Source organism: Rhodococcus sp. 06-235-1A (assembly GCF_002258785.1).
In the GTDB taxonomy this organism is placed as follows: domain Bacteria; phylum Actinomycetota; class Actinomycetes; order Mycobacteriales; family Mycobacteriaceae; genus Rhodococcoides.
This window is the reverse complement of the sequence record NZ_NOYI01000013.1, coordinates 30,789-44,971: the sequence shown is the minus strand read 5'-3', so window position 1 is coordinate 44,971 and position 14,183 is coordinate 30,789. Positions and strand designations below refer to the sequence as shown.

Sequence of the window (14,183 nt, the reverse complement as noted above, 5' to 3'; positions counted from 1 at the left end):
TCCAACTTGTCTGCAAATAGTCTTGGTCGTACTCGAGCCTAGAGCACGGCGGTATTTCGATACTCTCGTGCGGTGACCGAATACAGCAAGCTCGAGCCGGGCGACACCGCTCCGGCGTTCACCCTGCCCGATGCCGACGGCAACGACGTCTCCCTCGCCGACTACGCCGGCAAGAAGGTGATCGTGTACTTCTACCCCGCCGCGAGCACCCCGGGCTGCACCAAGCAGGCCTGCGACTTCCGCGACAGTCTCGCCGAGCTCAACGGCGAAGGCCTCGAGGTCATCGGCATCTCCCCCGACAAGCCGGCCAAGCTCGCCAAGTTCCGCGACAAGGAGGAGCTGACATTCCCCCTGCTCTCCGACGAGGAGAAGACGACGTTGCAGGCCTGGGGTGCGTTCGGTGAGAAGAAGAACTACGGCAAGGTCTACGAGGGCGTCATCCGCTCCACGTTCCTCGTAGACGAGGCCGGCAAGATCGAGGTGGCGCAGTACAACGTGCGCGCCACCGGCCACGTCGCCAAGCTCCGCCGCGACCTAGCTGTCTGAACCGGCCAGCCGCTGCAGGAACAGCGCCTCGGCGACGGCCATCTTCTCGATTTCCGTCGGGTCCACGCTCTCGTTCGGGGCGTGGATCCGGCATCGGGGCTCTTCGACGCCCATGAGCACGATCTCGGCATCCGGCAACGCCTCCGCCAACGCGTTGCACAATGGAATGGACCCGCCCTGCCCCGCCGTCCCCATGGGACGTCCGAATGCCTCTTCCAAGGCACCTGACAACGCCGCGTACCCCGGGCCGTCCGTTCTGGCCCGGAACGGCGAACCGATCGCTTCTCGCTCGACGGTGACGCGCGCATTCCACGGCGTACGTGCCTCCAGATGCGCCACCAACGCGTCCTGCGCCTGCAGGGGATCCATCCCCGGCGGAACTCGCAAATTGAGCCGTGCCGAGGCTCGAGGGGAGATTGCAGCGGCCGAGCCCACGACGGGTGGGCAGTCGATTCCGAGAACGGTCAGAGCTGGGCGCGCCCATACGGCGTCGGCCACGGTGCCCGAACCCGCCAGTGCGACTCCGTCGAGCACCCCGGCATCGGATCTGAACTGCTCAGCGTCGTACGGCACCCCATCCCAGGTCCGCGTGCCATCGAGACCGTCCACCGTGGTGTCACCGTGCTCGTTACGCAGTGTGGCCAGCACCTGGATCAGCGCGCCGAGCGCATCGGGTGCCGGTCCCCCGTACATTCCGGAATGCACTTCTCCGGCAAGCGTTTCCACATGTACGACGACGTTGGCTATCCCACGAAGAGTGGTGGTGACCGTCGGTAGACCCACCGCCGTGTTGCCGGTGTCCCCGATCACCACGACATCGGCAGCGAACAACTCGGGCCGCTCGTCGACGAGTGCTTCGAGCCCGCCCGTGCCCATCTCCTCCGAACCCTCGCAGACGATCCGCACGCCGACGTCGAGCGACTCCCCCACCGCGCGCAGCGCCAGCAGATGCATCAAGATGTTGCCCTTGCAGTCGGCCGATCCTCGCCCGTACCAACGGCCGTCCCGTTCGGTCAGCTCGAAAGACGCACTGTCCCAGAGATTTCCATCTCCCGGAGGCTGGACGTCGTAGTGCGAGTAGAGCAGAACGGTCGGCGCTCCTGCGGGCGCCGGACGCGAACCGACAACGGCCAGCGAGCCGTCGACCGTCTCGATCAACTGGACGTCCGGAACTCCCGCATCCAGAAAAGCCTGCTGCACCCAACGCGCCGCCCCGATGCATTCCTCGACCGGAAACTGTCGGGGATCGTGTACCGATGTGAACCGAACCAGTTCGGCCAACTCTGCTTTCGCGCGGGGCATCGCTGCTTCGATGCTGGATCGAACGTCGACGGGTTGTGCATCGGCAGGCATGAATCCTCCAGACGAGAAATGACAGACGGGCTCTTGCCAGTCTGTCATCACTCGTGACAGCGAATTCGCCGCCGTCTAACCGCCGGTGAGCTCCTGTTGGATCCACGCGCCGGTGTGCTGCCAGTGGCGATCCCATGCCTCCTGCTCGAGCTGCTCCTGCGACTTTCCGGGCTCGGGCACGACCACCGGAACGGTGAACTGCGGCGGGTCGACCGTCGTCGATGCCGGCGCAGGCACCGGCTGCGGGGCGGCCACGGCCTGACGCGGCGCATCCTGCGTCACCCACGCCTCCGTTGTCGGTGCGGAATCGACATCCGTCGCCGGATCCACGGTCGGAGGAATCGCCTCGGTCGGTGCCACGGCGGGTGCCGGTCCGGCTATCCACGGAACCGGGTCGGTCGTCGTCATCGGATCCACGTGCCGTGTTGCTCCGACCAGATCGGCGTCGGAATCGCGTTGTTCGACGCTCTGCTCGGCGGTCGACTCGGAGTCACCCGGCAATGTCGCGGCAACTGCCACACCTGCCGACAGCACACCGGCCAGCAGGACAGCCGCGAACACGAGCCTGCGACCGGAACTCCCCGACCGTGACGGCTTCGCGTCCACCGCGGGAGGCGTGGCGGGCGCAGAAACAACGGTCACAGGGAGAGACACCACGACAGCGTCGAGATCCGAAGCCTCTTTCGGCTCTGCCGACTCGTCGGACACCGGTTCGGCCACCTCGGACGTAGCGGATTCGTCGAGCTCCGATTCGTCGAAGGACGGCTCTGCAGGCACGAGGGCCGGTGCCACGGTCGCCTCCCCCGCCTGGTCGGGCACGTCCTCGAGCGCCAGCAGCGCAGCCCCACGTGCCGCGATCTGATCGGCGTCCCCCACCCGCACCACGGGCACGCCCAACCCGAGAGCCAGGATGTCGACGAGGTCCCGATTGCTCGACGAGTCGCCGAACAGAGCCACGACGTCGGGCTTCTTGCCGGACTGATCGACCACCTCCCACGCCAGGGGGATGGTGCTACCGATGCGTTCCGGCGACATCGAATCCAGCTCGGCGGTCTTCGCGGGGGTAAGCGAGGCGTCGACTGCGTCGGCGAGTGATATGGAGACACCCGAGTCGCCCATGTAGTACAGGAGCACAGTCTTCGCGTCGGCGAGTTCTTCGGATTGCGCAAGCCAGCGCAGGAACGACTCGGACGCCGAACACAACGTCACAGCCTCGTCGCCCAGCGCGGCGACGAATTCGGCCCGCTCGGCCTCGGACCGATACACCACGCCTACTGCGTTCACGTCGGTATCGAACGTCGCGGCTTCGGCGCGCATCGACTCGACTGCCTGGGTCATTACGGTGGCCGCGTCGGGGTCGAGTGGCGTCGTCCGATCGGCGAGTACCTCACCGGAGGTCGGCTCGAAGAGAATTGTCTGCATCGAGCCAGATTCGATCGCTATACCAATAGTTGCCATGGCAGTCTCCCTGTGCTCAGGGTGGAGGCTCCCGACCATGAACGCCATCCAGTTGTTCCGAATAACGATCACCCTGCACGGAATTTGATTCTGTTACCTGAACCATACCTGTTGACGGTTAAATTGGTCCAGATCGGTCTTGGAGTTTGTCACAGGGATTGGAACAGGCAACTGTTGCCGACTCCAGCTTCGGCCGGGACGCACGGCTGTCGACCGCTACGAACAGACCGGGTGTGGCTACCCGATACCTTCGCCGGATAGCCTGACCGGGTGGAATCCTCTGCTCGTGCCCAGTCCTCGCGCCGTCTCGACGCCGCGCTCGAGTCGACGGCACAGACACAGGAGCTGATGCCGCGGCGGCGGCCCACTCAGGAACGCAGCCAACGCAAATTCGACGCTCTGCTCCAGGCCTCGCGCGAATTGCTCAGCGACGTGGGGTTCGAGTCCTTCACCTGCGAAGAAGTCGCGTCGCGAGCCGAACTGCCGATCGGGACCCTCTACCAGTTCTTCGCCAACAAGTACGTCATCGTCTGTGAGCTGAACCGACAGGACCTCGTCGGCGTCCAGCAGGAGCTCGCCGAATTCGACGGCGAGGTCCCGTCGTTGGACTGGGTGCGGTTCCTCAACAACTTCGTCGACCACATGGCGGGAATGTGGATGACCGATCCGTCGCGCCGTGAGGTGTGGCTCGCCATGCAGTCGACGCCCTCGACGCGTGCAACCGGAGTCATCCACGAGCGCGAATTCGCCGATCAGGTCTCGCGCATGCTCGGGCCACTGACTCCGCGCACACCGCGGCACCGCCGGAACCTCATGGCCCAGGTGCTGGTGCACATCGTCTACTCGATGCTGAATTTCTCGGTGCAGGACGGCCAGAGCCACGAGGATGCCGTCGCCGAACTCAAGCGCATCATGATGGCGTATCTGCTCGTTGCCGAGAAGGAGAGCAGGCGCTCGGGCGGATCGACCGTCGACAGCGAGTCCTGAGTCTGCCGAGACCACGCGAAAGAAGGCCCGCCCGATCTCGTGGATCGGACGGGCCTTACTCGTTTCAGAGGAGACTCACTCCTCCAGGATCGCCACCGCGGCAGCGATATCGCCGTCGTGCGTCAGCGACAGGTGAATCTTGACCGTCGGCAGAAATTCCTGCGCGATGCCGTGCAGCTTGATGGACGGACGGCCCCATGCGTCGTTGACGACCTCGATCAACGGGTACGGGTTGTCGCCGATCTGCGGTGGACGCGCGAATCGCGATGTGGCCCATGCCTTCAGCACTGCTTCCTTGGCGGCCCACCGTGCTGCGTAGTGGCGCGTCGGATCGGAACTCTTCGTCGCGGCATGCCGACGCTCGCCCGCGGTGAAGCTGTCGCGGATCATCGTCGTGCCGACCTTCTCCATCTGCTCGGCGAAGTCGGACACCGTCACCAGGTCGAAACCCACTCCGAGAATCGCCATCAGATGGCACCCGGCAGACCGGAGGAGTAGACATCGTCCTCGCCGAGGCGAGCGGACTCGTTGAGCAACACGTGTGCCTCCAGTTCGCGTGACGCCTTGGCCGGCGTCCCGTCATGTCCCAGCCGTCGATCGTCGGGCCGCTCGTACAGGGAGTCGCCTCCCACCATCGCGGAGATCAGCCTGCGCTGACCGGCGATGCGACGCTCGTTAGCCTTGGCGACGTACTCGGCGCGTCGATCCGCCGGAACGGCCTCGATAAACGCCTGCGGGTGCACCAGGGCGATGAGTCCGGACACGTGCCCGAACCCGAGCGAGGTGAGCAGACCCGCCTTGAGCGGAACCGAGTCGCCGAAGCGCAGCGGCTCGCGAGCCCACACCAGGTGCTCGAAGCCGGTCATCTTGTCGTCGACGCAGTCGAGGCTGCGGTTCGGCGGGATGACGCCGTTGGCCAGCACCTGGCACAGGCCGATCAGCTGCCAGGCAGCCGCTCCACCCTTCGAGTGTCCGGTGAGGCTCTTCTGCGAGACGACGAACAGCGGAGCGCCGTCCGAGCGGCCGATGGCCTTGGCGAGGCGGGTGTGCAGTTCCGCCTCGTTCGGATCGTTGGCTGCAGTGGACGTGTCGTGCTTGGAAATCACGGCCACGTCGTCTGCACTGACGCCGAGTGCGTTGAGCGAGAGCGCAAGTGCCGAATCCTTGCCGCCACGACCGGCACTGAGCGCGCCGAGTCCCGGAGCCGGGATGGAGGTGTGCACTCCGTCGCCGTACGACTGTGCGTACGCAACGACTCCAAGAACCGGCAGGCCCATCTCGAGTGCCAGATCACCGCGTGCGAGCAGAATCGTTCCGCCGCCGTGCGATTCGACGAATCCACCACGCCTGCGGTCGTTGGCGCGGGAGAAGCGTCGATCGCTGATTCCCTTGGCGGACATCGCTGCCGAGTCCGCGGTGGCCGACATGTCACCGAAGCCGATGATGCCTTCGGTGCTCAGGTCGTCGAATCCGCCGGCGACCACGAGCTGAGCCTTGCCCAGCTTGATCTTGTCGACGCCTTCCTCGACCGAGACCGCAGCGGTGGCGCAGGCGGCAACGGGGTGAACCATCGCGCCGTAGCTACCGATGTACGACTGGACCACGTGCGCAGCAACGACGTTCGGTAGAGCCTCCTGCAGGATGTCGTTCGCACGAGCATCACCGAGCAGGGTGTCGATGTACAGCGAGCGCATGGACTCCATGCCGCCCATACCGGTGCCCTGCGTGTTGGCGACCAGCGTGGGGTGCACCCAGCGCATCAGTTCCGACGGGTTGAAGCCCGAGGAGATGAACGCGTCGACCGTGGTGACGATGTTCCACAGGGCAACTCTGTCGACCGAGCTGGCCATGTCGGGCGAGATGCCCCACTTGGTGGGATCGAATCCGGTCGGAATCTGTCCACCCACGGTGCGGGTGAGCTTCATCTTGCGCGGAACGCGAATCTCGGTGCCCGCCTTGCGGGTGACCTGCCAGTCGCTCGAATCCGGGACCGGCGTGATCAGCGTGTGCTCGGGATCCGCCGCCGCGAACGACCGAGCATCGATCTCGGTTCCGACCACGAAGGTGAGGTCGTTGTCGAGGAAGATCGAGGTCATCAGCGGAGCGGTGTTGCCGACCATCGCGCCGTCGTCGCCGTAGGTGCGGATACCGCACTTCTCGACCACGATGTCGTGGTACTTGTCGGCGATGTCCTCCTCGGGCACCAGGTCACCGGACTCGATGTCGTACCAACCCGGCTTGGGGTCGTTCTCCCAGGCGATCAGGCCGGTGTTCCATGCGAGTTCGAGAACGCCTGCGGCAGAAAGCTGCTCGTCGACCTCCATCTCGAAGCGGGTACGCGCCGAACCGTACGGTCCGAGCTCACCGGCGCCGACGATGACGACCAGGTCCTTCGGGTCGACGTCCAGTGTCGGCCACGCCGGAGCGGTGGTCGACGTCGACAGCCGCGGCGGTGCGGGCAGTGCCGCGATGACCGAGTTGTCCACTGTCTCTTCGGTCTTCTCGGCCGCGGCCGCAGCGGCGTCCCGAGCGAGCTCGACGAGGTTGAGCTTGGTGTTGGCCAAGCCGCCCGTGAGATCGGCGACGATCGGCTCCTGCGCAGCCTGACGACGAGCGGCAGGTATGCACAGTTCGAGAAGCTCGGTCGCCATCTCCTCGGTCGACCAGGTGCGAACGCCTTCGGCCTCGACGGCCTCGACGATGGGATCGTTGCCACCCATCAGCCCGGTGCCGCGCACCCAGCCGATGTGAGCGTGGGCGATGGACACCCGCTCGGCCCAGTTCTTCTCCGAGCCCCACTTGGCGACAACAGCGTCGAGTGCAGCCTTCGATTCGCCGTAGGCACCGTCGCCACCGAACATTCCGCGGTTCGGCGATCCCGGAAGCACCACGTGCAGGTGGGTGTCGATGTCGGTGTCGTAGCCGACCTTCGCCAGTCCGGTGATCAGACGCTCGACCGACCAGAGCAGCACGCGCATTTCCATCTCGGCGCGAGCTCCGGCGTCGGACATCTCGCCCATGACGCGGGGTGCAGCGAACGGGAACAGCATCGTCGGCGTGGTTGCGGCCTTGACCAGAGTCTTTGCGCCACCGGCAGTGTCGATGAAGTCGCTGCCGATCCACTCGATGAGTGCATCGACGTCGGTGTACGACGCGATGTTGGCCGGAACCACCCACAGCGACGCTCCGCTACGTGCGTTGTCGCGGTAGAGCGAGCGGTAGAAGCCCAAGCGCTCGTCGTCGAGCCTGGAGGTGGTGACGAAGACCGTCGCTCCCCCGGCCAGCAGCTTCGCGGTCACCGCTGCTGCGATGGATCCCTTGCTGCCACCGGTGACGACGGCGACCTCGTCGGCCCACTGGCCCTTGTCCTCGGATGCGACCGCGATGCCGGAGATGCGTCCGAAGGTCTCGGCGAGCACGGTCTTGTTCTCGTAGTCGGCCTTGGCCTTCCACCACTGTGCTTGAGCTGCAACGGCATTGCCTGCACCGGCGAAGGACTCGACGGCGACATCACCTGCGGTACCGAGCCACAGCCGGGCCAGGTCCTCACGAGCGGTGGCCCAGCGGTCGTCGATCAGGACGGCGCGCTTGGCGTCGAATGCGGGAGCGACCAGGCGAGGCCAGTCCGATCCGAGTTCGGCCGAGACCAGCTCGACCAGAGCGGCGTCGGGATCCTCGGCCAGCAGGGCGTTGGGTGCATCAGCCAGTCCGAGCTGTTCGAGCACCAACCGGGCTGCGGAGGCGAGAACGCCGTCGCGGCCGGTGATGTGCTCGGTGAACTCACCCAGAGCAGCAGCGTCGACGGTCCCGCCGGCTCCACCGCCTGCTTGCGGCATCGAGACTGCGACGCCGCGACGTGCGGCCACCGCAGCTACTGCCGCATCGATGACGTTGTCGACTGCATTGCCGTCGGCGAGAGCGCCGTCGGCCAGGCCGCCGAGTGCACCGCCGCGGACCGAGGCACCGTCACGGGTACCGAGGGCTACCTCGGCGGTGACGTGGTGCGCCCAGCCGTCGCCCAGTTCCCAGGTCTTCTTGACGCGATCGGCGATCGAGGCCGGGCGCCGACCCGAGGGGCCGAAGACCTTGCGGAGGTGATCGTTGATCGAATCACTCAGCACCGGGCCGAAGGGCTTGTAGGTACGAGCCAGCTTGTTGACCGTGCCCGAGAGCGCGCCCATGTCGGCATCGGCCGCGCCGTCGATGGCACCGAGCGAGAGCTCGGAGCCGAGGTCGACGAGCAGCTGATTGCGGCGTGAGGACACGCCGTCGCACAGCGCCTCGATGGTATCGGCGGGCCCGATCTGATCGAGCTGCAGTTTGGTCCACAGCCCGATGAGGATCTTCGTCGCGTCGGCAGCAACGAATGCGATGTCGTCCGGGCGAGGTCCGCCCGACGGTGCCGCGACCGGAGCGGGTGCTGCGGCGGGTGCCGCTGTTGCTGCCGGAGCCGCGGCGGCCTCGGGAGCGGGAGTTGCCTCGTCCTCGTCGGCCGGAGCCGGGTCGGTGTCGGTGCCGTAGACGATTGCGGCTTCACGTTCGAGGTTGAGCACCTCTACCGGGTGACCGAAGCGGCCGGGCAGCTTGAGGGTCTGCGACGCGAGGTTGGCGACGGTCGGCGTTGCACCGAGACCGATCTCGACGAAGCGCTCGACACCCATGCCGCCGTCGGACTCGTCGGCGAACAGCAAGTCCTGGGTCTCGATCCAGCGGACCGGGCTGGCGAACTGCCATGCCAGCAGCTCGGTCAGGATCAAGCGGCACAGATCGCTCGGCCGTGCGGCCCACGAATCGAAGTCCGCGAGAACGGTGTTCAGCGGCTCGGACGGCACCAGATCGGCGATCTCCTGGACGAACTCGCGGTCGAGCGAGAACGGCTTGGGCACCAGGTTCGGGATGTAGCGCCCCACCAGGATCGCCGGATCCAGCTGCTCGGGCAGCAGGGTCTGCAGGCGGTTGCGGAAGTCGTCGACTCCCCGGCGCAGCACCGTGGAGTGGAACGGCACGTCGATGCCCGGGACCATGATGTATGCGGCCTTGCCACCGAACTCTGCCCGGCGAATCGCGATCTTCTTCTCGAGCTCGCCGAGGCCGGCGACCGTGCCTGCGATGGCGTACTGCGAACCGCGCAGGTTGAGGTTGACGATCTCGAGGAATTCACCGGATTCTGCTGCGACACCGGCGACGAAGCCCTGCACGTCCTCGTCGGCCAGGCCGATCTGAGATGGGCGAATGGCTGCCATGCGGTAGTCGCTGCGACCGTTCTCGTCACGGGGAACGAGTGCGTGCATGGCCGAGCCACGCTGGAAGACGACCTCGAGGACGGCTTCGAGCGGGAGGACACCGGCGACAGCGGCAAGTGCGTTGTACTCGCCCACCGAGTGGCCGGCGAGGATGGAGTTCTCCACGAACGCGCCGGATTCACGCAGTTCGGCAACCTGTGCGACACCGAGAACGGCCATCGCGACCTGGGTGAACTGGGTCAGGTGCAGCACACCGTCGGGGTGCTTGTGCGTGACGCCGCGCGCCTTGAGGGTTGTCGGGTTGTCGCGCACCACAGCGAGAATCGAGAATCCGAGCGCGCTGCGGGTGTGCTTGTCGGCACGCTCCCACACCTCACGAGCGGCCTTCGACCGAGCCCGTGCGTCCAGTCCCATACCCGGGCGCTGGATGCCCTGGCCGGGGAAGGCGTAGACGGTCTTCGGCGCTGCGGTGCGAGCAGTGGCGACCATGACGAGCTCGCCTGCGACACGGCAGGACACCTCGACGAGCTCGGCACCCTGATCGAATCCGGTGCGGTCGACGCGAACGTCGATCTCGGCTCCCGGGCGGACCATGCCGAGGAAGCGTGCGGTCCATGCAGTGAGGCGACGCGGCGGAGTCTTGGTGTCCGCGTGGTCGACTGAGGTGACGGTCTGCTGGGCAGCTGCCGAGAGCCACATGCCGTGCACGATGGGGCTGCCGAGACCGGCGAGCAATGCCGCGGCGTCCGAGGTGTGAATCGGGTTGTGGTCGCCCGAGACCTGAGCGAACGCAGCCATGTTGCGCGGGGCCACGATGGTGGCCTGACGACGGCGACGACGCGGGGTGTCCTTGGCGTCGGCGCTGAGGGATCCGCCGGCGCGAGCCGGATCTGACAGCTCGCCCTTACCGGTGCGTCCACGAATCGCGAAGCGCTCCACCAGAGTTGCGACGGAAGGGGCATCGAGACCCTCGCCGAGCATGGCACCGATCTCGACGGTGACCTCGACGACGCGGCCGAGGTCGGTGTCGAGCACCTCTCCGGCTGCGGCCTTGACCACGAGAATGGAGGTGTCGGTGGGCAATTCACCGACCAGGTTGACGCTGTGATCGAGGTGCACCAGGTCGAGCATGCCCTCGATGACGTCGATGCCATCGGCGTTTCGGGTGGCACCCAGGACGGCGAAGACGGCCGGCCAGCAGGCACCGACGAGGACGTCGGGAACGGCCTTGCCGCTGACGGTGAGCGTGTCCGGGAGTCCGGATCCGGTAACGCCTGCGTGGTCGGCGATCAGATCGGGGATCCACGCGATGTTCAGCCGTGCGACACCGCTCTTGACGGCCGGAAGTTCCTGACCTGCAGCAACTCCGAGCAGAGCCGACATGGCCTGCTGGGCGTCCTGCGCGGTCACGACGGGAGCGCCGCCGTCGATCGTGGAAGCGGGCACCGTCAGACGGATGCGTACTTCCTTGCCCGGAGCGAGTGGAACCAGCAGCTCCACGTGCTCGGCATCGAGCACGGTCAGCGAGGAGCCGGTCTGCGGATGCGAGGCGACCGAATCGGAATCGACGGTCCACTCGGCCGGATCACCCAGGCGCGCAACGGGGTTCTGCGTCATACGCGAAGCCCAGGTGACGTCGGGAGCTGCCAGCACGATGCCCAGCAGTCCGGGTGCAATCTCGGCGTGTCGACGGCTGGCGATGGCCGACGGCTCGACGCCCTCGGCGAGAAGCTGGTCCGCAGTGGCCTTCTCGAACCGGTTCAGCAGTTCGCCGACCGGCTCGTCCACGCGGGTGATGCCGGCAACGGCAACGGTTCCGGGGATGATGCAGACCTGATCGGCGGAGTAGCGAGCGTCGTGTGCCTGCCACAGCGAGTCACTGCGCCACCAGCGGCGCACGTCGCCGTCGACGACGGGGACGAAGTTGACCGGCTTGCCGGGCATGCGGCACAGCGAGGTGAAGAAGGTGATGTCGGCCGGGTGCAGCACCACGTCGGCGGCGTCGGGGAACTGTGCCAGCAGCGACTTCAGTGCTGCACGCGGACGTTCGAGAACCTCGGCGTCGGCGAACAGGGTGGGGATGGGTCCACGATCGACCGGGTGCAGACGAGCCTCGGCGCGCTGCAACATCTCCAGGAAGCGGGTGCGCCACGTGATGTCGAGCCAGACCGATTCGCGGGCCTCGGACACGGCGTCCGTGAACTCTCCGCCGCAATCGAACTCGCTGCGCGAGTCGGTGCCGATGGCCAGGTCCAGGTAGCGAACGAGCCACTGCTGGTAGGTCATCTCGGCGACGTCACCGAAGAACGGCTTTGCGGTGCCGTCGAGTGCGGCGATGATCTCGTCGCGACGCTCGGCCACGGCGTCGGCGTTGCCTGCGACCTCGTCGAGCAGTCGACCGCAACGCGATGCCGCGTTGTCGATCTCGTGGATGTCGGCACCGAGCTGGCTACGGCCCGAAGCCATTCCGCCGTTGGCGGTTCCGGCACCGACCCAGTCGGGAGTTCCCGGTGTATCGACCAGAAGCTGCTTGACCTCGGGTGCCGTGGTGGCTTCGAGGGTGGCCATGGCTGCGGTTCCGACGAGGATTCCGTCGAGCGGCATCTTGGGGTAGCCGTAGACGGCCGACCAGGTGCCGGTGAGGTATTCCGCTGCGCGCTCGGGGGTTCCGATACCGCCGCCGACACAGATGACGAGGTTGGGCCGCGACCGCAACTCTGCGTACGTGGTCAGCAGCAGGTCGTCGAGGTCCTCCCACGAGTGGTGTCCGCCTGCGCGACCACCTTCGATGTGGACGTTGACCTGGTAGGACGGCACCTCGTTGGCGATGCGGATGACAGCGCGAATCTGCGCGACCGTGCCGGGCTTGAACGAGACGTAGCTGATGCCGGCCTCGGACAACTCTTCGATGAGAGCGACTGCCTCGTCGAGCTCGGGGATGCCTGCGGTGACGACGACGCCGTCGATGGCGGCACCCGCGGCGCGAGCGCGCTGCACGATGCGGCGGCCGCCGAGCTGCAACTTCCACAGGTACGGATCGAGGAAGAGCGAGTTGAACTGGATGGCGCGGCCGGGCTCCAAGAGCGTGGAGAGCTCGGCGACGCGATCGGTGAAGATGTCCTCGGTGACCTGGCCGCCGCCGGCGAGCTCGGCCCAGTGGCCTGCATTGGCCGCTGCGGCAACGATCTTCGCGTCGACCGTCGTCGGCGTCATGCCGGCGAGAAGGATCGGAGAACGTCCGGTCATCTTGGTGAAGGAGGTCTCGACCACGACGCGGCCGTCGGGCAACGTGACCGGCTTCGGCGCGAACGCGGACCATGCGGGCTGCACCTCGGGAGCAGCTCCCGGCGTGAGGAGATTGCGGTGGCCGCCACGCGAGGACGCGGCGATGATGCCCACGCCCTGTCCACGCAGTGCCGGAGTGGTCATGCGGGTGAGGAGGTCACCCGGACCGAGATCGAGGATCCAGTCGGCACCGGCGTCGACAACGCCGTCGATGGCGTCGACCCAATCCACGGAGTCCACGAGAATCTTCTGGGCGAGGTCGCGAGCAAGTTCGACGTCGAGTCCACAGCGCTGAGCCCAGGCACTGACGAGTTCGACAGCGTCTGCCAGGGCGGGGTGATGGAAACCGATTTCGACCGGAAGCTGCTCGAAGACCGGAGCAAACACGGCTCCGCCACGCTTCTTGGCGTCGCGCTCACGCTCTTCCTCGGCAGCGATCTGCTCGCACTTCTCCTGCACACGGGCCAGCTGGGCCGGCGGTCCCGAGAGCACGACGCGACGGCGACCGTTGCGGATGGCGAGGGCGGCGGATCGCTCCGGTGCGCCGTCGATCACGAGGTCGGCGATGATCGCCTGCAGGCGTTCGGGTTCGACGTTGGCCACCGACACCATCGGTGCACGGTCTCCGGCACCGATGATGCCGCGGCGGCGGCCGACGAGACCTGCTGCTGCACCGACCAGTTGGGCGATCGCAAGGAAGTTCGCGTCCTGCGCACCGTCGGCAGCAACGGACTCGGCTGCGATGAGCCCCTGCGAGTGACCGACCACCTTGACGGGCGGGGTCTGGGAGGGATCTAGTCCCTGCAGCTTCAGTGCACGCAGTGCTGCTACCTGGGTGAGGAACACTCCGGGGAGCGATACGGCAGCGGAGGTCAGTGCGGCCTCGGACGGTCCGTACGAGCCGGCGGTGTCGTCGTCGGCGAGATCCTGCTCGAGCATCCAGCCGATGGGGTCGAACCCGACGGAGCGGACGACCAGTAGCTCGTCGGAGACGGGCGCGAGTACTGCGGCAGCCTCGTTGACGAGATCGGTGAGTTCGGGCTCGAGCGCGGAATCGCGGGCCAATTCTTCGAGAGAGCTGAGCCACGGTGCACCCTGACCACCGAATGCCAAGGCATAGGGCTCGCCGGCGGCGAAACGATCTGCCAGAGTCCGAGAGCCGCCATTGCTTCTAGGGGATTTGCCTGCGTTGCCGTTGCTCCGCGTGCCGCGTCCGTGTGATGGTGTGCTCTCGTTGATCGTCAAGGCTGAAGATTCCTCTCGTGGGCGCCTCGGGGGTCGGGGCGCTCGCTGTGATGGCTGCCCGAGTGC

6 protein-coding genes are annotated in these 14,183 nt (G+C 66.6%); 2 read left to right on the top strand and 4 right to left on the bottom strand.

All coding sequences use genetic code 11. The features are described 5' to 3' along the window. Window positions 1–72 precede the first annotated feature (72 nt). Window positions 73–546, top strand: a complete 474-nt coding sequence (bcp, locus tag CH275_RS13235; protein ID WP_032375973.1) for a thioredoxin-dependent thiol peroxidase — start codon at window positions 73–75, stop codon at window positions 544–546. On the opposite strand, the gene CH275_RS13230 is transcribed toward bcp, so the two are convergent. After that, the gene (locus tag CH275_RS13230) at window positions 535–1,899 is read right to left on the bottom strand and encodes a dipeptidase (RefSeq protein ID WP_094678831.1); all 1,365 of its coding nucleotides are present in this window, start codon (window positions 1,897–1,899) and stop codon (window positions 535–537) included. The genes bcp and CH275_RS13230 overlap by 12 nt on opposite strands. Window positions 1,900–1,974: 75 nt before the next feature. Further along, the gene (locus CH275_RS13225) at window positions 1,975–3,357 is read right to left on the bottom strand and encodes an FGGY-family carbohydrate kinase (RefSeq protein WP_256991006.1); all 1,383 of its coding nucleotides are present in this window, start codon (window positions 3,355–3,357) and stop codon (window positions 1,975–1,977) included. A gap of 348 nt (window positions 3,358–3,705) precedes the next feature. On the opposite strand from CH275_RS13225, the gene CH275_RS13220 reads away from it, so the two are divergent. Beyond that, window positions 3,706–4,344, top strand: a complete 639-nt coding sequence (locus tag CH275_RS13220) for a TetR/AcrR family transcriptional regulator (protein WP_094679240.1) — start codon at window positions 3,706–3,708, stop codon at window positions 4,342–4,344. A 75-nt stretch (window positions 4,345–4,419) separates the two neighbouring features. Here CH275_RS13220 and acpS read toward each other — a convergent pair whose 3' ends face one another. After that, complete coding sequence (acpS, locus tag CH275_RS13215; RefSeq protein ID WP_032375969.1) at window positions 4,420–4,812, bottom strand: holo-ACP synthase AcpS; 393 nt, start codon at window positions 4,810–4,812, stop codon at window positions 4,420–4,422. Further along, window positions 4,812–14,117, bottom strand: coding sequence for a type I polyketide synthase (locus CH275_RS13210; protein ID WP_094678827.1), 9,306 nt, complete (start codon window positions 14,115–14,117; stop codon window positions 4,812–4,814). The genes acpS and CH275_RS13210 overlap by 1 nt, the downstream gene beginning before the upstream one ends. Between the last annotated feature and the right edge of the window lie 66 nt (window positions 14,118–14,183).

What these genes read in the sequence shown, in the direction of transcription:
- CH275_RS13230 (WP_094678831.1), bottom strand. Translation starts at nt 1,899, where the DNA reads ATGCCTGCCGATGCACAACCCGTCGACGTTCGATCCAGCATCGAAGCA.
- CH275_RS13225 (WP_256991006.1), bottom strand. Translation starts at nt 3,357, where the DNA reads ATGGCAACTATTGGTATAGCGATCGAATCTGGCTCGATGCAGACAATT.
- CH275_RS13220 (WP_094679240.1), top strand. Translation starts at nt 3,706, where the DNA reads ATGCCGCGGCGGCGGCCCACTCAGGAACGCAGCCAACGCAAATTCGAC.
- acpS (WP_032375969.1), bottom strand. Translation starts at nt 4,812, where the DNA reads ATGGCGATTCTCGGAGTGGGTTTCGACCTGGTGACGGTGTCCGACTTC.